Raw genomic sequence first — 21,852 nt, forward strand, 5'->3', positions numbered from 1 at the left:
AAGTCCCAAAATTACTTAGCTTCGTTCATATTTTCTTTTGTAATTTTCTTATAATCAATCCATACATATTTACCATCAGTAATAGTATAACCAGTGTTTTCTTTCGTAGGTGCTTGACCTTCAGCCAATACATTTGCAAGATTAAAAGTTGCTTTACCTTGGTTATTAGCATCGTTTAAAACTGTTCCAAACAAAGTACCTTCTTCTAATGCTTTCAAAGCTGGAGCAGTAGCATCAACACCAACTACAGGCATATATTTTCCATCTTTAAAATATCCTTTAGCTTTCAATGCTTCAATAGCACCAAGAGCCATGTCATCATTATTTGCTAATACGACATCTATTTTTCCTTCATTTGCTGCTAAGAAGGCTGCCATTTTTTCTTGACCTTTTACACGATCCCACATAGCAGTATCTTCAGCTACTTTTTCAACCTTCATACCAGCATCTTCGATTGCTTTAATGGCAAATTTAGTACGCATTTCAGCATCTTGGTGACCTGGTTCACCTTTGAGCATAACATAGTGGATTACGCCGTCTTTTGTAGGATGAGCTTTGAAATAGTCGACAACTAATTGTCCTTCCATGATCCCAGATTGCTCAGCTTTAGCGCCTACATAGAAAACTTTATCCCATTTTTTCATATCTTCTGGAAGAGGTTCACGGTTTAAAAATACTACAGGAATATTAGCAGCTTTTGCTTTATCAACAATTACGCCAGCTGCATTACGATCAACTGGATTAATAGCAAGTGCTTTTGCTTTTTTGTTAATAAATAAGTCAACCTTGTCATTCTGGGTAGGCTGTGAATTTTGGCTATCAACGATTTCTAATTGAGCCTTGCCTTCGGCAGCCTTAGAAATAGCACTGCGTACACCACTCATAAAGGTATCATCAAATTTGTAGATCGCAACACCAATTAAGTTCTTACCACCTTTACTTGCGTCCCCAGCAGCAGGTGGTGTTGAGCTTGAACATCCAGCTACCAATGCCCCCGCTAACAACGTTGAAATCAAGAGTCCCTTCCAATTCTTTTTCACAGATTAACCCTCCTCAAATAATTTATGTGGAATATTACATATTATAAAACGTTGTGATTACCTGAATATAATGAATTTACACTATAAACAGGCTGCTTTAACTGTTTTATAATAATGCCACCATAGTGAACTACCGTTGCCCAAGCCATATTGACTCTGTAATTTCAGCAAACACAATGTCAGCTGCACCTTTTAGTGTATTCTCGGTAGTTGTCGTCAAAAAGCTGATCTCTAGTACACTGCTACAGCTTTCAAAGGACCTGTCTTTTACGATCTGTCTAACTATATCTTCAATATACTGGCGTCCTCTAACGATTCCACCGCCAATAATGACAATTTCAGGATTAAAAATGTTAACAAAATTCGCAATGCCAATCCCTAAATAGCGGGCTACCTTTCCTAACATACGAATTGCCAATTCATCTTTGGCATCTGCAGCCTGATAAATAGTTTCAGGAGTAACATTTGATAGATTTCCGTCTACTAACCCATAAATCAATGATTCTTGCCCTTCTTTTATTGCCTTAACTACCATGTCAACTAAGGCATTTTCAGAAGCTAGTGATTCTAAACATCCATAGTTACCACAACTACATATTGGCCCAGCTACATCAATCGTAGTATGACCCACTTCACCAGCACTGTCATTTACACCTCGATAAAGTGCACCATTAAATATAATGCCACCACCAATACCATGACTTACTTTCAATAGAATCATACTGCTGGCTTCTTTTACCGAGCCATAATAGTACTCGCCATTACTTAATGCTTTTACATCATTTTCAATAAATGCAGGTAAACCAATTCTTTCTTCAATAATGTCTTTAAGTGGTGCATTCTTCCAGCCAATATTAGGGACAAACACTGCTACTCCATCTCGTATTCGAACTGGACCTCTAACAACGACTCCTACAGCAAGTACAGGAATTTTCGCCATGTTTTGGCAGGCAACAATAATATCCATCATAATCTCAAGAACTTCTTCGGGTTTTTTCCCCTTAATACTTCTATGGTCTTCCCATTGTATTTGAAACTCAGGATCAATCACATAACCTATCATTTGTTCCGAACGAACGTAAATAATAATTACAGTAGCAAGCAAATTATTAATTTTTAATAACAAAGGCCTGCGACCACCGCTAGACTCACCAATACTATCTTCTACGATTAACCCTAAATCCAAAAGTTTGGTAGTAATATTAGTAACTGTAGGAGGGGTCAATCCTGTCATTTTCGCGATTTCCACTCTTGATATGGGTCCCTGACGCCGAATCACATTCATCGTCTGCTCGTCATTACTACTGCCTATTTTGAACGTATTTGCTATGACATTTTCCACTATATCCCCTACCTTATTAGCACACCATGAGAAATCACCTTATTTTTCAGCTTTATATTATAGCCTAGGCTTCAACTCTGGTATCTCCATAATCTATCGACAAATTTTTGTGCTAGAATGTCAAAATAATAATAAGAATCCCGCAATTTAGAATATTTCAATTATTTTTTTTTACTCATATTAACTTTTAGCATCCAATAATCTCACACCATCGACAATACTTGCTACATAAAAATCGGGTAGTAAGCCTGTTGTTTTTTGATACTCTTGAGCTACGACAACTTTAAATTGATCTATATTACATGTTGCTACCAAAGCAATAGCACAGCCACCAAAGCCGGCTCCCGTCATACGAGCCCCAATACACCCTTTCGCTAAAAGAGCATTCTCAACAATGCAATCCAATTCTACTCCCGTAACCTCATAATCAGCTTTTAGCGAGATATGCGACTGGGTCATCAGATTTGCAAAGCCAATGATATCACCTTTTTCTAATAGCTCAACTGCTAACAGTACCCTGTCATTTTCTGATATAACATGGTGTGCTCTGCGGCGCAATACATCATTTTCTACATATTTGTCTATCTCTAATATAGAAACTTGACAAAGGCTTTCAACCTGTCGGTGCTTCTTTATGATGTCAACTACTTGTTCGCACTCATCACGACGCTCATTATATTTGGATTCTGCTAACTCTCGTTTCTTATTCGTATTCATTATAACCAAACTGTATTCTCCCAAGGCAAAGGGAGTATACTTATAATGTAATGTATTGCAATCCAGTAATATGGCAACGTCTTTTTTACCCATGGCTACGGCAAATTGATCCATAATACCGCAGTTAACTCCAATGAATTGATTCTCCACCTTCTGAGTAAATTTTGCAATAGCCACCTTGTCAATATCCCTCTCGCCATCAGCATAACGCAACATAAACGTTACTAATACCAGCAAGGCCGCTGAAGAAGAAAGGCCCGCCCCATCAGGAAGATCACCTGAAAATAATATATCGCAACCTTTTAACAAATGTCCATCATCTAACAGCTGTTTAATAACCCCTTTAGGATAATTAGCCCAGCCATCTTCTGGATTATATACAATTGGTTCTGCCAAATTAATAGTAACACTTTGTGAAGCATTCGTGGATTTTAGTTGAATGAATTGATCAGAACGAAACCGCAAGGCACCATATATCCCCAAAGATAGAGCTGCGGGAAATACATAACCACCATTATAGTCAATGTGTTCACCAATTAAATTAACCCTGCCAGGAGAGAAAAAAAACTGCACTGGCCCCTGCTCACTTCTTTCACCATATTTTTCTTTAAAGAGACTTTTAAAACGAAGAATATCCATTTTCAATCCCCTCCTGCTATCCTTAGCGAAACGTAACCTCCACGCGGAAATGTCATAAAAGTATTATATATTTACTATTACTTATTTAAGCATTTTATTAAGTTAAATAATGTATTCGCCTTTATTTTGTAAATTCCTTTCTGAATCAAAAAATTTTTCAGTTTTTTCCATCAACTTTTTTATGATTAAAAAGAACTTGGCTTTTTTGCCAAGTTCTTGGATTTATATACTATTTATTTTTTAAAATTTCATCAATTTTCGCTAATTCTTCGGAGCTGAAATCGAGATACTGTAATGCTCCTACACAGTCATCAATTTGACTTACCTTACTAGCCCCAATCAAGACAGATGTCATTTGCTTCTTACGAAGCACCCAGGCCAAAGCCATTTGAGCCATGCTCTGCCCTCTTTTTTCAGCAATTTGATGTAACGATCGAACTTTAAAGAGTAATTCTTCTGTAATATCTTCTGACTTTAAAAACACACTTTGACTCGCTACTCGAGAATCTTCCGGTATGCCATGTAGATAACGATTAGTAAGTACACCTTTTCCTAAAGGAGAAAAAGCGATACAGCCAACACCAGCCTCTTCCAAAACGTCTAATAATCCTTCCTCAATCCATCGATCTAACATAGAATACCGTGGCTGATGAATGAGGCAAGGTGTACCTAGCCTTTTAAGAATTGCAAATGCTTCTCGGGCTTGTTCATGCTTGTAATTGGACAAACCAACATACAGTGCTTTACCTTGACGCACAAGTAAATCTAGGGCTCCCATTGTCTCTTCTAGGGGAGTTTCAGCATCGGGGCGGTGATGATAAAATATATCAACATAATCAAGTCCCATTCGCTTTAAGCTTTGATCTAGGCTCGCAACAAGATATTTCTTAGAACCAAAGTCCCCATAAGGACCAGACCACATAGTATAGCCTGCCTTCGTAGAAATAACCATCTCATCCCTATGACGTCTAAAATCATCGTGTAGAATTCTTCCAAAAGTTTCTTCAGCCGATCCAGGAGGGGGACCATAATTATTGGCAAGATCATAATGTGTAATTCCTAAATCGAACCCCCGACGTACCATAGCTCGGCTATTCTCATAAATGTTCACATCACCAAAATTGTGCCAAAGCCCCAAGGAAATTGCCGAAAGCTTTAATCCGCTATTCCCACAATAATTATACTTCATTTCATCATATCTTTCACCACGTGCTACATATACCATCTGCCTTACCCCCTTATTTATTTTTCCTTATCCCCAGATAAAGCCAAACACCCTCTGCATTAAATCAAAATACAAAATTACACCGATAATAAGTAATACACCTCCTGCTATACGCTGCAGTAAGGGCAGCCACCTAACTATCTTTCCCATTTTATAAAAGTAGTTCTTAATTAATACAGATACTAATAAAAACGGCACTGAAAATCCCATTGCATAGACAAACAAGAGCAGTGCTCCTTCTTTAAGACTAGTATTCACACTGGCATACAACAAAATCGAGGCTAGGATAGGCCCTGTACAAGGAGTCCATCCTGCAGTGAAAGCTACTCCCAAAATAAACGCACCAATCGGCCCTTGCAATGTATTCGTTAATAAGGGTCGGTATTCTCGTTCCAACCAATTTACTTTTAAAACTCCTAGCAAATGCATTCCCATAAGTACCATAAAAAAGGCACCTACTTGACGAATTATTTGCTGATAAGCAAGAAAAACTTGTCCAAAATAAGAAGCAGTCGCACCCATCACAACAAAGACTAAAATAAATCCGCAAAAAAAGCAACTGGCATGTAAAAGAAAATGCCAATTATCTCCTTCCTTGCTTCCCACCCCTGTTTCCTGCCTACCTGCACCAGTTAAAAAGGCGGTATAGGTAGGCAAAACAGGTATTACACATGGTGATAAAAAGGAAAGAATGCCTGCGATAAATGCAGTGAGTAAGGTAACATGATTTTGGTCCATTTCCTAATCTCCTACATACTGTTTATGATACCGTCTAATTCATTCATGGTCATAGCACCTGACTGCCGATGCTTTATAATTCCGGTTTTATCAATAATAATCGTAGTAGGGATCGCAGCAACTTGAAATTGTTTGGCCACAATACCATCTTTATCTAATAAGACAGGCATAGTGTACTTACTTTTATTCATGAATTCACTTACTTTTCCATTAGACTCTTGCAGATTGATTGCATAAAAATTTATTTTCTGCTGATTTTTCTTGGCAAACAGATCTAACTCGGGCATTTCTTCCTGACAAGGTGGGCACCATGTTGCCCAAAAGTTAAGTACCGTAATTTTGCCAGGTTGCCCTACCGTAACCTTATCACCTGCCAAGCTAGCAAGAGTAAATACTGGAGAGTTTTTCCCCACCCTTGCGCCAATATCAGGGGATGCCTGTGGCTTTTGAGCCTCTGGTTCAGAGTTTTTTACATATAAGAATCCTGCAACTACTAGAGTAATTCCTACTATAACTGCGAAAAGTTTTCTACCCACGTTATCACCTCCAGTTACCTCTATTATTTCTTTGTTTGTTTAATAACCATATTTTGTTATACTATAGATACTGATCAAAAATACTACGTTTATTTTTATTACTAGGAGGCATATATGCACCAATATCTTTTCTTTATCGGAGATTTCCCAATCAGGGCCTATGGATTAATCCTGAGCCTGAGCATCATTTTGGCTACAGGTACAGCCTACTTTTTAGCGAAACAAGATGGCCGTTGGCATGATCATGTTGTTGATATAGGCATCTATGGAGGGTTATCCGGAATTGTTGGTGCCCGTTTATGGGACGTCTTCTTCTTCGACTGGGGCTACTACCAAAACCATCTATTAGAAATTCCCTTTGTATGGCAAGGGGGAATGGCGATTCAAGGCGGCATCCTGCTAGGATTTATTGCCGGTTACATCTATACAAAACGCCATAATATTGATACGTGGGCTTTTGCTGACATTGTAGCTCCAGCTATTATCATGGGACAATCCATCGGACGTATGGCAAACTTACTAAATGGCGATGCATTTGGTCATCCGACAGGCGGTCCTTTTGGTATTATTTACCCGGCAACCACTTTGGCCTATCAAGTATATGGAAACCAGCCCCTTTGGCCTGCTGAAGTTTGGGAAGGACAAATTGATATTATTATTTTTGTCTTGCTCTTATTATTTCGCACTACCAATCATGCTAAAGGCCAAGTATTCATCCTCTATACTATTTTGTATTCCATTGCCCGCTTTTTCTTAGAGTTCTTGCGCGGTGATTACGGCACATTACTTTGGGGCTTAAAGTCAGCCCAATTGACTAGTTTAGCCATTATATTGATCGGCAGCGCCTTCTTTATATGGTGTGGTATTAAGAAAAATCAGCAACCCCAAAAAAGTAAAGGTAAAAGATAATTATTATCATTTATTCTATACTATCTAACGAAATTGTCAATCTCAGCCAATACTATTTTCTAAGGAATACAGCCTCAAAACCATTTGGTTTTGAGGCTGTATTTCTCCATAAAGTCAACATTTTTTTATATTATTTTTCGTACACAGCGATCAATTCAATTTCTACGCTTACGTCCCGTGGTAATCTTGCTACCTGTACACAAGCACGTGCTGGTGGTTCATTTTTGAAATACTCAGCATAAATCTTGTTCATGGCAGCGAAATCTTCCATGTCCTTTAAGAAGACACCGGTTTTCACTACATTATCAAAACCTAAACCCTCTTTTTCTAAAATAGCCTTTAAGTTATTAAGTACTTGATAAGTTTGAGATTCAATCCCACCATAAACAATTTGTCCTGTCATTGGATCTAAAGGTATTTGTCCTGAAACAAATAAAAAACCATTCGCCTTAATAGCCTGCGAGTAAGGGCCAATGGCCTGGGGCGCAAAATCCGTATTCACTACTGTCTTCATAATAGAGCCTCCCTTGGCATTTTTTCATTCATTATATTATTTTCGTTACCCAACAAAAAAATCCTGTAAATTTCCATAAAAATCTATACTTTATGAATAATTACCTATAGTTTATCCATTGTTAGCAATAGCCCATATAAAAGAGCCTGGGGACGAGGTGGACAGCCAGGTACATAAATATCAACAGGCAGCACTTTATCAACCGCCCCGCACATCGCATAACTACTACCAAAAACCTGGCCACTAGCCGCGCAGGCTCCAACTGCCATAACCAGATTAGGGGTCGGCATAGCTTCATACGTCATTAATAGCGCTTGCGTTAAATTCCGTGTCACCACACCTGTCACCATAAGCATATCTGCATGTCTTGGTGAAGCTACAAAATCAATTCCATACTGTTGCAGGTCATAAAAAGGGTTGCTCAAAGCATTCATTTCAAAATCACAAGCATTACAAGAACCAGCATCCACATGTCTGATATGCAAGGAGCGACCAAATATAGACTGAATCTTTCTACCTAACAGTGTACCTATATTTGCCGTGATGCTAGAACAGGTGGCTAATTTATACTTGCTCGTATGCTTTAGCTGCTCTGCTTCACAGCGTTCTACACACCGGCCGCAAAATATGCAAGCCTTATGATCAATTGTCAAATAGCCAGCTTGTTCACGAATGGCTTTTGTCGGGCAACTAGTAATGCATCTGCAGCAATTTTTACATTCACCCTTTTCTATAGTGATTTGGCCACGAAAACGCTCTGGAACTTCTCCCTTATCATAATCTTCCGTCACTACACCAGTGGCCATAATTTTTTTTAATATATGTATCATTTTCTACCACTCCTAACGATCCAAACATGCATAGCATAATTCAAAACTCTTATTAATGAGTGGAAAATCTGGAATAATATTACCAGGTGCAGCGATAGCTACTGCTGGCCAATTCGGATAGGAGGCTGACCTAATAAAATGACGATATATTGTATTATTTTCGCCTATCATGATCCAGTGAAAATTACTCCCCCGGGCCGATTCACTCCAGCCCATCCCACTGCTATATGGTGTAATCCTTGGTAACGAAACATTAAGTCCTTTGGGTATATTGGGCATATAATCCAGAACTTGCTTAATTATTTCTATGGATTGCTCTACTTCTTCTTTCCTAACCCATAAACGAGCTGCTACATCCCCTTGACTATATACTGGCACTTTAAAATCTAAATTATTATATAATGAATAGCTATAGTCTCTTCTCATATCTATATTAATTCCCGAAGCTCTTGCGGCCACACCAACTACACCTAAATCAGAGCCAGCCTTATGAGTCAATATACCTGTATTTTCTACTCTGTCTAAAAAAGCACTGTTATCCTTTAATAATCCAATTAAATCTTTAAATTCTCCAGTTAACTCCTCTAAGGTGTTGCGTATGTCCCAAGCTAAGTCTGGTGTTACTTCCATACTCACACCACCAGGTATTATCATACCTCTAAGAAAGCGATTGCCTGTGATTTTTTCATTCAACCGCATTAATATTTCCTTTAACCTAGATCCATTACTAATTCCTATAGCAAAACCGACTCCAGCACACAAATTGCCAATATCGCCTACATGATTATACAGACGTTCTAATTCTGTTACTACTATCCTTATTACTTCTGCCTGTTCAGGGATTTTTATATTGGCTATGGATTCAATGCCTTGGGCATAGGACAAGGCATGCGACACACTGCAAGCACCACAGATCCGTTCTACCGAGAAGGCAGCCATCTCTATAGGCAAACCTTCTACTGACTTTTCAATGCCTCGATGAGTAAAGAATAATTTTGCATCTAAATGAACAACCTGTTCACCCGATTGGCTAAACCGAAAGTGTCCTGGCTCAATAATACCTGCATGAATGGGTCCTACAGGTACTTCAAACACACCTTCCCCCTCTACTCCCACCATATCGTACTTTTTATGTGCCTCAGATACATGAAGATTCGCTGGAAAATCCTTACGCATAGGATAAAGGCCATTTGGCCAATTCTCATGCAGTACTAGAGGGCGCAGATCCGGGTGTCCAGTTGGCTGTATACCAAACAAATCATGTATTTCTCTTTCAAACCATGCAGCTGTTGAAAAAAAAGGTGTCAAGGAAGGGAATTCTAGTTTTCCCCCTTGGTTTAAAACGCCCTTTATTGCCTTAATCTGACCCGCCCCAATAAAAATACAATAGATAGCAAAGCATCCATGAATCATACGCTCATCATTGGCAAACATAGCAGTAAGTCCATACTCTCCTGTCCGACATATGCTTCTTGCTTCTTTTACGAGATTCGTGGCAGTTACTTCTTGATACTCCATATCTAGTCTCCCCCCATAACAACAGATGCAGCCTTAATTAATAGTGTATGCAACCACAATGGAACATATAAACCTGTCACTATCATTACCCCTATAGAAAAGACAATTGACCAAAGAGCTGGCTTACCAACCTTTCCAACAGAAATATTGTGTCCTGGGTTACCAAAAACCATTTCTAAGCAGTAATACATCATACCCGCAAAAATACCAGCCAGTAAGAATAATACTCCTGCCCCTAACCAAAACCGTCCATCATTAAAAGACGCCCAAATAATGGTGAATTTACTGATAAAAAGACTAAAAGGAGGAGTACCTGTAATGGCCAAGATACTTATGATAAATAAGGTTCCTACTAACGGCATGGTGCGAATGAGCCCTCGAATACGCATAATATATTTTGTTTTATACTCCTGCGTAATTATCCCAGCTAGGTAAAACAAAGCAGATTTAGCAATCGCATGATTGATCACGTGGAGCAAAGCTCCATAAATTGCCAGAGGAGTAGAAATGCCGATACCAAGTAAAACAATCCCCATATGTTCTACACTCGAATAGGCCAATAGTCGCTTTATATCATGCTGAACTAAGATAAAAGGAATAGCAATCCCAATGGAAAACAGGGCTAAACCAATTAATAGGTATTGTAAAAATTCATGATTCAAAATAGCTTGCACCACGATTAGGTTACGTACAATAGCATAAATTGCACAACTTAAAAGTGCTCCTGATAGTAAGCCACTAATCGGTGATGGGGCTTGGCTGTGGGCATCAGGCAGCCAGGTATGCATTGGCGCTAACCCAGCTTTCGTCCCATATCCAATTAGTATAAAAATAAAGGCCAATTTTGTAATCGTTGGATCAAGCTTAGAGGCAATAGTTTTTAATTCTAACCAACTTAAAGCTTGCACATTTATACCTACCACATTAACCTGGGCATAATACAAAAGAATGGTCCCAAGTAGTGCTAAACAAATCCCAACCGTACATACCATAACGTACTTCCAGGCTGCTTCTAAAGCCGATTGGTTAAAATAAAAGGCAACTAACAATGCTGATGCCAATGTTGTAGCTTCCACTGCTACCCACATTAAGCCTAAATTTTCTACAACCAATACACTAATCATGGTAAAAATAAATACATTAAACAATCCATAATACCGCTTGAGCATTTTAATCGTAATATGGCCTTCCACTAATTCCTTTTCCATATAGGACATGGAAAACACCATGGAAGTAAGGCTTAATACTGCCACCACAGTTAGTAACACAGCACTTAGAGAATCAACATATAACAGCCCATTCAAAAATGCGCCTTGTGTACTAATACGAAAAACAATAAATGCTAATACGGAACTTGTCATGCTACTACCAACTAGATTTAAACTTTTTATTATGACTACTTTATCCTGGAACATAGACAGTAAACCCGTTACTAGCGGAATAAACAAGGCCAATAGCAGTAACTCCCCCACAATATCATCCCTTTAATTTTTTTAATCTACTAATATCTGTCGATATACCTGATAACTTGAGCCGGTGTGTCAAAATTACCAGTACCACTACTGCTACTAATACATCAAAAAAAATACCCATTTCGATGATTAAAGGCAATCCTTTTGTGGCCGATAATCCCACTAAGTAGATACCATTTTCCATCGTAATCAGTCCTACAATTTGCATAATCGCTTGCCTTCTCGTCATAATGATTAATAAACCAATCAAAGTCATAGCTAGTGCAGTGGCCAATGCATCACGACTATTTGCACCAGGTAAGGCCTGATCAATTAAACCATAGGCTAACACAATAGCAATACAAGCTGTCACTGAAGAGGAGTTTACGTTTAAAATTGGATGATCCTCCCGCTCGTACTGCAGCTTTTCAACAATATTCAACAAGGCATAGGGAATGAGGCCCACCTTTATAACTGCAGTGAGTATTGCAGCAACATACATATGAACTGCCCCTGCTTCTAGGCCATCTATCCCGCAGGCTAAAGCTACCATAAAAGACTGGATTAAAATAATAGTAACCGCTGTTTTTAGTCTAGATACACGGGTTAACAGCAACGATGTGACTAACAATATTATAATTAAAAAATTCATAGGCTCCTCCTTCCTCTTATACGAATAGAAGAATCAAAGAATCTTAAATGTACGTTATCTTAAAAATAGCTGTTTTTCTATTGCGCTACTAAAGCTAATAGGGATAGTAAACAAGATACAGCTAAAAAATTCGGTACTTTAAATAAACGCATCTTATTTGTACTGGTTTCAGCAAAGGCAATCCCTATCGATACTAACAATATTTTCCCGATTAACCCAATAACGCTAGCAGCACCTACTATATTCCATGGTATAAATAAGATGACAAAGAGTAATATCATAATCATTTGTTTTATCGCTGCCGCCCAAAGGATCAAAGCGAGTCTACGGCCCGAATATTCTAATACCATACCTTCATGAATCATAGTTAATTCTAAATGAGTATCTGGGTTATCAACTGGAATACGTCCAGTTTCCGTAATAAGTACAATAAAAAAAGCAATTGCAGCAAAAATATAAGCCAAGGAAAAAGGACTATTTGCTGCACTACTTGCCAATGCACCGAGACTACTGGAATGTGCTTTGAAAGCTATAGTGCATATGGGAAGTAACATAGCTGGCTCAACCAGCACGGCAATAAACATTTCTCGTGCTCCGCCCATGCCACCAAAAGCACTACCTGCATCCAGTGATGCCAGTACTAAAAAAAACCGCCCCAATGCTAACAAATAAAGTAGCGTAAATATATCACCAAAACCTCTGCCGGAAAAAATAAAGAGAGGCACTAAGGAACTAGCTGCCAGTACACCTGCAAAATAAATATAGGGTGCCCCTTTGAAGATCCAAGAAACAGTTGGAGATATTACACTATCTTTCTGAAGTAACTTCGCTATATCAAAGTAGGTCTGTAGAATCTTCGGACCGCGTCTACTTTGTAATCTTGCTTTAATTTTTTTAATAATACCTGCCAGCAAAGGTGCACATACTAAAATCCCCACAGATTGCAGTACACTAAAGAAAAAATCCATCATTTTTCACCACCTTGTACTCCAAATCAACACTACCACCGTTACGAACATAATATAGCCCACATACAACTGAACACTCCCCGTCTGAATGTTCTTCATAAATGTTGCAGTTTTGATTATCGCTTCATTTATTGGTCGATAAACTAAAGATACAAAAACATATTGTATGCGTACGTGATATGACAATTCACGTCCATAATATTGATTACTGCTTCTATTTACCAAAGTCTCATCGTAAGAATGAACAATATTTTTAAATACCATTCGTATTGATTTTGAAAAACCAGTAGCTGTATATTCCATACGGGGATTAGGCACAATTCCGCAGGTCCATGTCTCACTACCCGAAATCTTTTCCCGTTCCCAATTGCGATACAATACGTAGGCCAATAGACCTCCACCAACTAAAATTAAACCAATCAGAGCTGTTGATATTCCCTCTCCTGCCGCTCTCTGTACTAAAGGAATTTGATACCACACTTGATTACCTAGCATTGACACATCTAAACTCGAAAAGTTTTGTAATGTTTTATGAAGTAATAAAAGCATGACTTGAGGCCATATCCCTAACAAGATGCATAAAACTGCTAACAGCCCCATGGCGATCAGCATAGTGGGTGCAGCCTCAACAGCTTCTTCCGCTTTCTTATTACGTGGTTTTGCCAAAAAAGTAATCCCAAAAGTTTGAACAAAACAAGCTGCAGCTAATGCTCCTGTCAAACCTAATAGGGCAATCAATGAAGCGCTACTTACTTTGCCAATAATACCTGTTAAGGCAAGTGGCAAACATAGCAAAGCCTGAAATGTCAGCCACTCACTCACAAAGCCATTTAACGGCGGCAACGCCGAAATAGCCACTGCAGCAACTAGAAAAAATCCTGCAGTATAAGGCATCCTCTTAATTAATCCGCCTAATTGTTCCATATTTTTAGTATGAGCTGATTGCAACACTGCTCCAGCACCCATAAAGGCGAGTGACTTAAATAAAGCGTGATTAACAACGTGATACAATGCTGCGGTAAAAGCTACTCCAGCTAAAACAGGTTCATGGGAACTGATAAATACCATACCAGCACCCATTCCTAATAAAATAATCCCTATATTTTCAACACTGCTATAGGCTAACAATCTTTTCATGTCATGCTCAATAAAAGCATAAAGCACACCTAAGACTGCCGTAATGCTGGCAATGACAAGAATAACTACGCCCCACCATACAGGCCCTATACCTAAGAAATCTAGAAAAAAACGGCACATACCATAAATTGCAGTTTTTAGCATAACTCCAGACATTAATGCAGAAACATGACTAGGTGCCGCTGGATGAGCTCTTGGCAGCCAAATATGTAAGGGAACCATTCCTGCCTTCGTACCAAAGCCGATAAGTACACAAATAAATACGATATTTTTCATAAAAGAATTCACTGAGTTGCCACTTAAATGCTCAAAATTCATACTGCCAGCTGCCACAGCTAATAATAAGAAGGCCGTAATAATAAAAACCGTGCCAATATGGGTCATTAATATATAAATATAAGCCGACCTTGTATTCACTTTTTTTTCATATTCATGATTGACCAAGAAAAAGGATACTATGCTCATCAATTCCCAAGCAACTATAAAAGCAGCTACATGCTGGACTGTTAATACTAATACAATGGATAATAAAAATGCATTGTACAAACCTGCCATCAGCGGCAACCGGCACTCTTCATATTCACGACTATACCCGTAGGCATATAAGCTGGTAGCTACTCCCACCACTCCAACAACTAATAGAAAAAATGCTGACAAACCATCCATCCTGATTCCCATTTCGCCAAAGGGCAGCAGCACAGGCAAAGTAAATTTAAATTCCCCCTGAAAAAAAACAAAAATTGCACATAGTATAGCCATGGCACACCCCATGAGCGCTATACTATGTGCAATATAATTTGTGTATTTCACATTCCTTCTAGTGAAAAAAGCCGACAATATGCCTGTGCTAAATAATAACAGCATTATAAGATACAAATCTTCTGCAATCATTAGCTCACCACCTTATCATACTAAGCTATAATAAGTATAGTATAACATAAAAAAGGATTAAAGAAGTGAGAATAATCTGTATAATATATTTTTTACGGAATCAGAAAGTATAACCCTTCCTTGATTCCAAGTAAGAACGACTAAGACTTCTGCCTGTGTCCGAGGACTTGGCACAAGCCAAGTCTTTTCTTATCTCATTATGCGTCTTTTGCTAATGCCTTTATGCAAGTAGACTTTACTTACCCTCCAGCTGCTACTTAGCAAACAGTTTTTCAGCCCACGCTAAGCCTGTCGGCGATACAGCCAATCCGCCTTGCGCCGTTTCTTTTAATGAACAAGACATACTATTACCAACTGACGCCATCGCATCAATCACTTCATCCACGGGTATTACACTCTCAACACCTGCTAATGCCATTTCAGCAGCTACCATTGCTTGCGCTGCCGCACCTGCATTGCGCTTTACACAAGGTACTTCCACTAAGCCTGCTACGGGGTCACAGACCAATCCCAACATATTTTTTAACGTCATGGCCACTGCTTGCCCAACTTGATTCGGAGTACCACCATATAATTCTACCGCGGCACCAGCCGCCATAGCCGCTGCCGAACCACACTCAGCTTGACAGCCCCCCTCTGCTCCTGATAAAGAAGCTCGTGAAGCAATTACCATACCAATCGCTCCTGCTACAACTAAAGCCTTGGCAAGCTCTGCCATACTAAAATTTCGGGCTTCAGCCAAAGAAAATAGCACCGCGGGCAGAGTACCACTAGCACCAGCAGTTGGTACGGCAACAATACGCCCCATGGAAGCATTTGCCTCTCCTACTGCCAAAGCGATCATAATGGCCTTAGACATCGCACTACCTACAATACTCTTATCAGCAAATGCTTCGCGATAAGATTCTATCTTTTTTCCGTTACCACCAACCAAGCCACCCATAGATTTTACCCCTGTCAACCCCATCTCAATGGATTGTTGCATAACCTGTAGCATTTCTTCCATACGCCCCATTAAGACTGCTTCTTCTATTTCTAACTGCTTAACTTGGGCTGCTATGCAAAAATCACCGAAACTCTGATGATCTTGTGTTGCTAATTCAATCCATTCCTGCAAGGATAATTTTTCTTCCACTTTATGTCACCTCTACCATTTAAAAATTTATTACATCTACAGTTACTATACCAATTGAATGCGTCGCACCGATTGAATATGAGGTAATTTGCCAATCCCTTCATAAGTCCTATCATCAATGGGTTGATCTGTTTCCACAATCATCGCTGCCAAACCACCCTTTTCTTTCCGGAACACCTTCATCTGCGCAACATTTACACCTTGCGTAGATAAAACACTGGTCACTATAGCAATGGCACCAGGGCGATCGTAGTGCATTGTTAAAATAGTAGGAAAATCACCACTAAATTCTACGGGAAAATCGTCTATACTAGTAATAACAACACGCCCCCCGCCAATTGACTTTCCTGTCACTATACACTGGTTTCCTCTAACACCCGTTAACCAAAATCGAACGGAATTGGGATGAGCAAAGTCACCTAACTGAATGGTTTTAAAAGAAATGGCAATACCTGCATCCTTTGCAACCTCAAATGATTTTGGAATACGTTCATCATCCGTCGCCCATCCTTGCAGTCCAGCTACCAAAGCCACGTCAGTACCGTGACCTCGATAAGTTTGGGCAAAGGAACCGTGTAAGCCAATCACAGCCTCTTTTACATCTTCCCCTAAAATTGATAATGCCAAATTCCCTAAACGAACTGCACCTGCAGTATGAGAACTAGAGGGGCCAATCATAACTGGACCTATTACATCAAAAATATTCATATTATATCTGTCTCCTTTAAGATGCCATCTATAATTATAAAACCATGAAATCCCATAGAAAATTACCTCTTATTATAGTAGCATGTTTACTCTCAGTGGACAATAACTCAAAACGTTTATATTTCCATTATATGCTATAATTTTATTCTTTTAATCGTTGGAAACACAACAATTACAATATGTTAATAGGTTTACTCCGATATATATATATGTTACAGTATTAGAAAAACTTTCTACTCTGATAATAAGGAGGGAGTGTTATTATAAATAAGATCCATATTATCTTAGCCGATGATCATGCCGTTTTACGTTCAGGACTAAAAGCACTACTAAATAGTTCTTCCCAATTTGAAGTGGTCGGAGAAGCAGAAAATGGTCTTGAAGCAATTGAATTAGTAGAAACTCTTACCCCTGATGTGTTAATTCTTGACTTATCTATGCCCGACATGAATGGTATTGACTGTATCAAAGAAATTAGATCTCGTGGTCTAACTTGTCCCATTCTTGTGCTAACCATGTATGATGATGAAGAATATATCAAAGAAGTCATGCGTTCAGGAGCAAATAGTTATGTATTAAAAAAATCCGCAGATACGGAATTGATGGAGAGTATCATTAAGATTCACAAGGGCAAACGTTACTTAAGTGAAAATCTCTCCCAATCCTTACTGAATAGCCTGCTTTATGATGACGAGACTGCACCTGATAATCAAAGTCCTTACCGGGTTTTAAGTGTACGAGAACGGGAAGTACTTCGCTATCTAGCCCATGGCCATACCAACAGCGAAATTGCTGATATGCTTACACTTAGTCCCAAGACTATCGATACGTATCGTTCTCGTATTATGAACAAGCTAAATATCCATAAAAAATCAGACCTAGTTAATTATGCCATTCAATATAAGTTAATCACTATTTAACTTTTACATTGTTGTAGGACTGCATCCTACAACAATGTAAGGGACAACCTTACACAGCTTTACTGTATCTGCCTTATTTACATTTTTCTATATTTGAGTGAAAATGAAAATAGTCTATATTTTTTGTATATGCTGAAAATATAGATATATTTTTCTATTTCAGTCCAAACTTTTCAAAGTAAAAGATAAAGGGGTTAAAAAAAAATGGAAAAACACCACATCAATGCGTTAAAAGAGATTGTTGGAGAAGAAAATGTATTGACAAGCGCCGAGGACTTATACTGTTATTCCTATGATGCAACACCTGGTCATGCTCATATGCCTGATGCCGTTGTATCACCAGCTAATACTATGGAAACTTCACAGATTTTGAAACTGGCGAATGACAATCGCATTCCAGTTTACACACGAGGATCAGGCACCAATCTTAGTGCCGGTTGTGTTCCTACTAAAGGCGGTATTGTCTTACTAATGACTCGCCTAAACAAAATTCTTGAAGTTGACTTAGAAAATCTAGTAGCAGTAGCAGAACCTGGTGTTATTGTGGCCGACTTAAATAAAGAAATCGCAACTCTTGGACTTATTTATCCACCAGACCCTGGTACTGTAGCAACTGCGACTTTAGGTGGCACTGTTGCGGAAAATGCTGGTGGCCTTAGAGGCCTCAAGTATGGCGTTTCCAAACATTATATTATGGGCCTAGAAGTTGTCTTAGCAAACGGTGATATCATGAATACTGGCGGTAAAAATGTAAAAGATGTGTCTGGTTATGATATGACTAAATTATTCACTGGATCAGAAGGCACTTTGTGTGTTATCACCAAAATTATTACCAAACTTGTTCCTGCCCCAGAAGCAAAAAAAGCTATGATGGCGATATTCAAAGACTTGGATAACGCAGGTAAAGCAGTTTCTGCTATCATTGCAGCTAAAATTATTCCAGCTACGTTAGAAATTATGGATAATGCTACGATACGCACAGTAGAAGATTATGCAAAAGTAGGCCTGCCATTAGATGCGCAAGCTGTGCTTTTAATTGAAGTTGACGGCAATCCTATCGTTGTTGAAAAAGAAGCAGAAAAAGTTATGGAAGCATTAAAAGCAAACCATGCTGATTTTGTTCAAATCGCGAAAGATGATGCGGAAAGGGACAAATTATGGGCTGCTCGCCGCGCTGCTCTGCCTGCACTAGCAAAACTTCGCCCTACTACTTATGTAGAAGATGCTACTGTACCTCGTAACAAAGTACCTGATTTCCTTCGTGCTGTAAGTAGCATTGCAAAAGCGAATAACGTAACCATTGGTACTTTCGGTCATGCAGGTGATGGTAATATGCATCCTACTATCGTATGCGATATTCGTCAGCCAGAAGAAATGAAACGTGTATACAAAGCTATGGATGAAATGTTTTCGGCTGCTATAGAACTTGGCGGCACCTTAAGTGGCGAACACGGCATTGGTCTTGGCAAACTTCCGTGGATGGAACAACAACATGGTCCTGTAACAATGAACGCCATGAAATCCATCAAACGCGCACTTGATCCTAACTTGATCCTAAACCCAGGAAAACTAGTGGGAGAGTGTTAATATGACTGATAAAATTACTGCAAAGGATATTAATGAACAAGACAAAACCTTGTTAGCAGATCTTCAGGATGCTCTTGCCAATTGTATGAAATGCGGCAACTGTATGGAAGTCTGCCCTGTATATAAAGAAGTAGGAAAAGAAGCAGCCGTAGCTCGTGGGAAACTTTCCTTAATGGAAGGGGTACTTAAGGGTGCCATTCCACTGTCTGCCGCTTTTGATACTGCTATGTCGAAATGTGTTTCTTGCAAAGCCTGTACAGCGAAATGCCCGTGTGGTGTACCCGCTGATGAACTCATCCTTCGCGGACGTCAGGCCGCTGTAAAGGCAAGAGGCTTACACCCTATTAAGAAAAAGGTATTTGCCTTACTAAAAAGTAGACAGTTATTTGATTTTTCTCTGCGGATGGCTGGCATTTTTGGACCGTTAAATTTCAAAAAGCTCCCTGGGAAAATGGCGTCATTGGCTCGCTTCCCTATGCCTGGTATGGACTATAAAAGGGTAACAGCCCCTTTTGCTTCCACACCTCTTAGAAATCAGTACCCTGAAGTAATCAAAGTGGACAAACCTAAAATGAGAGTGGGCTTCTTTACGGGCTGCACCATCAACTATATGTATACAGATGTTGGACAATCCGTTCTTAATGTATTAAAAGAAAATGATATCGAAGTAACGATGCCTAGCCTTCAGCATTGCTGCGGTACACCTGTCTATATGTCAGGAGACGTAGACTCTGCCAAGATATTAGCAAAACACAATATTGAAGTTTTCGATGAATACAACTTTGACTATATTGTATCTGCTTGCGGTTCCTGTACAGAAGCTTTCCGCATCGAATTTCCTCATCTCTTTCACGATGAGCCAAGGATGAAGGAAATGACGGAAAGATTAGCTAAAAAAACCTATGAAATTAGTGAGTTTCTTATCGATGTGGTCAAAATTGATAAATCAAAACTCGGTCCAGTAAATACTACTGTAACTTTACACGATCCATGTCACATGGCGAGAGGCATTAAAGTAACAAAACAGCCTCGTGAGGTTTTAAAATCCATACCTGGATTAAAATTTGTAGAAATGAAACAGCCTGATCGTTGCTGTGGTTCAGGTGGTTCTTTCAGCCTCGGAAATTATGAACTGTCCCGTAAAATCAATGATAAAAAAATTGCGGATATTGCATCCACCAATGCTGATCTTGTGGCTACTAGTTGTGGAACCTGCCGCATGCATTTGATGGATGGCTTACACCAAAACAAACTGGATAAAAATGCTTTACACGTCATTCAATTATTAGATCAGTCTTATAAGGCAGGTCACAAAAAGTAAAGTATAATCAGTAAAGGCCCTTTACCATATGGTAAAGGGCCTTTACTATTTTCCATGAGAAAATGTCTTCGCAATACAAATCCCTAGATGATAAAAAAGTAAAAGTTTTTTATCATCCACGCCAGTTTTATTTGATTAACATCTCCATCGTGTTACTTAACTTTCCCTTATGACACATAAAACCATCCATTCATGCTAGTGTGTGCTCTTTATTTGTCTGGCGTTGGTATTAGGGCTTGTCCCCTTTTCATTAAATAACCAAACGTGACTACACCCGTTGTTAATAGAATTTTTATCCATAATTTATACTGACTAATGAATACGCTCACTGATCGATCGCTTACTATCATTTCAGCAGCTGCATATGCTAAAATACCTGCGCCAATATAAATGATAACTGGAAATTTATCCATTAATTTAACTAACATCTGTGCACCGAAAACAACAATCGGTATACTTGTCGCCAGGCCAACTAAAATGAGAGAATATTTATGATCGGGTACTGTCTGTGCAATGGCTGCAAGGGCTAATACATTGTCTAAGCTCATGATTAAATCAGCAAATAAAATGGTTTTAATAGCAGCTCGCAGAGAAGTCGCTTCATTACTAGTTTCATGATTGTCTTTTTTATTCAGTAAATTAATAGCAATCCACAGCAACGCTATACCACCTAAAAATTGCAGGAAAGGTACATCTAAGAGTGAAGCTGCAATTAAAGTAAGGATGACCCGGAGAACCACTGCGCCGAAACTCCCCCATAGGATTGCTTTTATACGCTGCTTTTCGGGAAGATTCTTGCTTGCCATGGCAATAATAACAGCATTATCCCCACTAAGAATAAGGTTTAAAAACAGGATGCTTCCTAAGGCAACAAACCACTCTGGACCTATGGCAGAAAATAAATCATACATTATAAAGACCTCCTCTAAAATTACATCAAAAATAGACCTCGTCTCCTAGGAGACAAGGTCTTGCATCAATAATATTATTGACGGTACAGCCAGGGATATACCCGTGATGACGACATGTACCATAAAGCTACTCCCCTTGTAGGAAATAAGAAATATTTTATTC

General features: G+C 39.0%; 20 protein-coding genes. 4 read left to right on the forward strand and 16 right to left on the reverse strand.

From position 1 onward, the window contains the following. Positions 1–11: 11 nt before the first annotated feature. The 6 genes from UFO1_RS13735 to UFO1_RS13760 form a co-directional block, all read right to left on the reverse strand. Positions 12–1,040, reverse strand: coding sequence for a galactose ABC transporter substrate-binding protein (locus UFO1_RS13735; protein ID WP_038671657.1), 1,029 nt, complete (start codon positions 1,038–1,040; stop codon positions 12–14). A 130-nt stretch (positions 1,041–1,170) separates the two neighbouring features. Then, positions 1,171–2,382: an ROK family transcriptional regulator gene (locus UFO1_RS13740; RefSeq protein WP_038671659.1), complete on the reverse strand. Its 1,212-nt coding sequence runs from the start codon at positions 2,380–2,382 to the stop codon at positions 1,171–1,173. A 180-nt stretch (positions 2,383–2,562) separates the two neighbouring features. Continuing rightward, positions 2,563–3,738, reverse strand: a complete 1,176-nt coding sequence (locus UFO1_RS13745) for a galactokinase (protein WP_071842020.1) — start codon at positions 3,736–3,738, stop codon at positions 2,563–2,565. A 229-nt stretch (positions 3,739–3,967) separates the two neighbouring features. After that, positions 3,968–4,963: an L-glyceraldehyde 3-phosphate reductase gene (gene mgrA, locus UFO1_RS13750; protein ID WP_038671661.1), complete on the reverse strand. Its 996-nt coding sequence runs from the start codon at positions 4,961–4,963 to the stop codon at positions 3,968–3,970. 27 nt (positions 4,964–4,990) lie between these two features. Then, positions 4,991–5,701, reverse strand: coding sequence for a cytochrome c biogenesis CcdA family protein (locus UFO1_RS13755; protein WP_038671663.1), 711 nt, complete (start codon positions 5,699–5,701; stop codon positions 4,991–4,993). Between the two features lie 11 nt (positions 5,702–5,712). Continuing rightward, positions 5,713–6,237: a TlpA disulfide reductase family protein gene (locus tag UFO1_RS13760; protein ID WP_038671665.1), complete on the reverse strand. Its 525-nt coding sequence runs from the start codon at positions 6,235–6,237 to the stop codon at positions 5,713–5,715. Positions 6,238–6,351: 114 nt separating this feature from the next. Between UFO1_RS13760 and lgt the strand changes: the two genes are divergently transcribed. After that, the gene (gene lgt, locus UFO1_RS13765) at positions 6,352–7,146 is read left to right on the forward strand and encodes a prolipoprotein diacylglyceryl transferase (protein WP_038671666.1); all 795 of its coding nucleotides are present in this window, start codon (positions 6,352–6,354) and stop codon (positions 7,144–7,146) included. Positions 7,147–7,276: 130 nt separating this feature from the next. Here lgt and UFO1_RS13770 read toward each other — a convergent pair whose 3' ends face one another. The 9 genes from UFO1_RS13770 to sdaAB all read right to left on the reverse strand — a co-directional run bounded on the left by UFO1_RS13770 (position 7,277) and on the right by sdaAB (position 16,950). After that, complete coding sequence (locus UFO1_RS13770; protein ID WP_038671668.1) at positions 7,277–7,660, reverse strand: RidA family protein; 384 nt, start codon at positions 7,658–7,660, stop codon at positions 7,277–7,279. A 104-nt stretch (positions 7,661–7,764) separates the two neighbouring features. Continuing rightward, a complete protein-coding gene (nuoB, locus tag UFO1_RS13775) occupies positions 7,765–8,490 on the reverse strand; it encodes an NADH-quinone oxidoreductase subunit B family protein (RefSeq protein ID WP_038671670.1) in 726 nt (241 codons plus the stop codon). A gap of 12 nt (positions 8,491–8,502) precedes the next feature. Further along, positions 8,503–10,008, reverse strand: coding sequence for an NADH-quinone oxidoreductase subunit C (locus UFO1_RS13780; RefSeq protein WP_038671671.1), 1,506 nt, complete (start codon positions 10,006–10,008; stop codon positions 8,503–8,505). A gap of 2 nt (positions 10,009–10,010) precedes the next feature. Continuing rightward, positions 10,011–11,480: a hydrogenase 4 subunit F gene (locus UFO1_RS13785; RefSeq protein WP_038671673.1), complete on the reverse strand. Its 1,470-nt coding sequence runs from the start codon at positions 11,478–11,480 to the stop codon at positions 10,011–10,013. 4 nt (positions 11,481–11,484) lie between these two features. Continuing rightward, on the reverse strand, positions 11,485–12,111 hold the full coding sequence (locus tag UFO1_RS13790) for a hydrogenase (RefSeq protein WP_038671675.1): 627 nt from the start codon (positions 12,109–12,111) through the stop codon (positions 11,485–11,487). Positions 12,112–12,188: 77 nt separating this feature from the next. Further along, positions 12,189–13,082 carry a respiratory chain complex I subunit 1 family protein gene (locus tag UFO1_RS13795; RefSeq protein WP_236639197.1) on the reverse strand — a complete coding sequence of 298 codons (894 nt, stop codon included), beginning with the start codon at positions 13,080–13,082 and terminating at the stop codon, positions 12,189–12,191. Between the two features lie 3 nt (positions 13,083–13,085). Then, the gene (hyfB, locus tag UFO1_RS13800) at positions 13,086–15,107 is read right to left on the reverse strand and encodes a hydrogenase 4 subunit B (RefSeq protein WP_038671677.1); all 2,022 of its coding nucleotides are present in this window, start codon (positions 15,105–15,107) and stop codon (positions 13,086–13,088) included. Positions 15,108–15,360: 253 nt separating this feature from the next. Beyond that, positions 15,361–16,242: an L-serine ammonia-lyase, iron-sulfur-dependent, subunit alpha gene (gene sdaAA, locus UFO1_RS13805; protein ID WP_038671679.1), complete on the reverse strand. Its 882-nt coding sequence runs from the start codon at positions 16,240–16,242 to the stop codon at positions 15,361–15,363. A gap of 45 nt (positions 16,243–16,287) precedes the next feature. Further along, entirely contained in the window at positions 16,288–16,950 is a 663-nt protein-coding gene (gene sdaAB, locus UFO1_RS13810; RefSeq protein ID WP_038671681.1) for an L-serine ammonia-lyase, iron-sulfur-dependent subunit beta, read from the reverse strand. Positions 16,951–17,210: 260 nt separating this feature from the next. Between sdaAB and UFO1_RS13815 the strand changes: the two genes are divergently transcribed. The 3 genes from UFO1_RS13815 (at position 17,211) to UFO1_RS13825 (ending at position 20,778) form a co-directional block, all read left to right on the forward strand. Next, a complete protein-coding gene (locus tag UFO1_RS13815) occupies positions 17,211–17,870 on the forward strand; it encodes a response regulator transcription factor (RefSeq protein ID WP_038671683.1) in 660 nt (219 codons plus the stop codon). A gap of 204 nt (positions 17,871–18,074) precedes the next feature. Then, positions 18,075–19,457 carry an FAD-binding oxidoreductase gene (locus tag UFO1_RS13820; RefSeq protein ID WP_038671686.1) on the forward strand — a complete coding sequence of 461 codons (1,383 nt, stop codon included), beginning with the start codon at positions 18,075–18,077 and terminating at the stop codon, positions 19,455–19,457. Position 19,458: 1 nt separating this feature from the next. Continuing rightward, entirely contained in the window at positions 19,459–20,778 is a 1,320-nt protein-coding gene (locus UFO1_RS13825) for a (Fe-S)-binding protein (RefSeq protein WP_038671689.1), read from the forward strand. A gap of 209 nt (positions 20,779–20,987) precedes the next feature. Here the strand turns inward: UFO1_RS13825 and UFO1_RS13830 are convergent, their stop codons facing one another. Next, positions 20,988–21,689, reverse strand: coding sequence for a TerC family protein (locus UFO1_RS13830; RefSeq protein WP_038671691.1), 702 nt, complete (start codon positions 21,687–21,689; stop codon positions 20,988–20,990). Positions 21,690–21,852 lie beyond the last annotated feature (163 nt).

Origin of the sequence: Pelosinus sp. UFO1, assembly GCF_000725345.1 — a bacterium.
GTDB lineage: Bacteria > Bacillota > Negativicutes > DSM-13327 > DSM-13327 > Pelosinus.

What these genes read in the sequence shown, in the direction of transcription:
- UFO1_RS13780 (WP_038671671.1), bottom strand. Translation starts at nt 10,008, where the DNA reads ATGGAGTATCAAGAAGTAACTGCCACGAATCTCGTAAAAGAAGCAAGA.
- UFO1_RS13745 (WP_071842020.1), bottom strand. Translation starts at nt 3,738, where the DNA reads ATGGATATTCTTCGTTTTAAAAGTCTCTTTAAAGAAAAATATGGTGAA.
- UFO1_RS13825 (WP_038671689.1), top strand. Translation starts at nt 19,459, where the DNA reads ATGACTGATAAAATTACTGCAAAGGATATTAATGAACAAGACAAAACC.
- sdaAB (WP_038671681.1), bottom strand. Translation starts at nt 16,950, where the DNA reads ATGAATATTTTTGATGTAATAGGTCCAGTTATGATTGGCCCCTCTAGT.
- mgrA (WP_038671661.1), bottom strand. Translation starts at nt 4,963, where the DNA reads ATGGTATATGTAGCACGTGGTGAAAGATATGATGAAATGAAGTATAAT.
- UFO1_RS13820 (WP_038671686.1), top strand. Translation starts at nt 18,075, where the DNA reads ATGGAAAAACACCACATCAATGCGTTAAAAGAGATTGTTGGAGAAGAA.
- lgt (WP_038671666.1), top strand. Translation starts at nt 6,352, where the DNA reads ATGCACCAATATCTTTTCTTTATCGGAGATTTCCCAATCAGGGCCTAT.
- nuoB (WP_038671670.1), bottom strand. Translation starts at nt 8,490, where the DNA reads ATGATACATATATTAAAAAAAATTATGGCCACTGGTGTAGTGACGGAA.
- UFO1_RS13795 (WP_236639197.1), bottom strand. Translation starts at nt 13,082, where the DNA reads ATGATGGATTTTTTCTTTAGTGTACTGCAATCTGTGGGGATTTTAGTA.
- UFO1_RS13830 (WP_038671691.1), bottom strand. Translation starts at nt 21,689, where the DNA reads ATGTATGATTTATTTTCTGCCATAGGTCCAGAGTGGTTTGTTGCCTTA.
- UFO1_RS13790 (WP_038671675.1), bottom strand. Translation starts at nt 12,111, where the DNA reads ATGAATTTTTTAATTATAATATTGTTAGTCACATCGTTGCTGTTAACC.
- UFO1_RS13770 (WP_038671668.1), bottom strand. Translation starts at nt 7,660, where the DNA reads ATGAAGACAGTAGTGAATACGGATTTTGCGCCCCAGGCCATTGGCCCT.
- UFO1_RS13755 (WP_038671663.1), bottom strand. Translation starts at nt 5,701, where the DNA reads ATGGACCAAAATCATGTTACCTTACTCACTGCATTTATCGCAGGCATT.
- hyfB (WP_038671677.1), bottom strand. Translation starts at nt 15,107, where the DNA reads ATGATTGCAGAAGATTTGTATCTTATAATGCTGTTATTATTTAGCACA.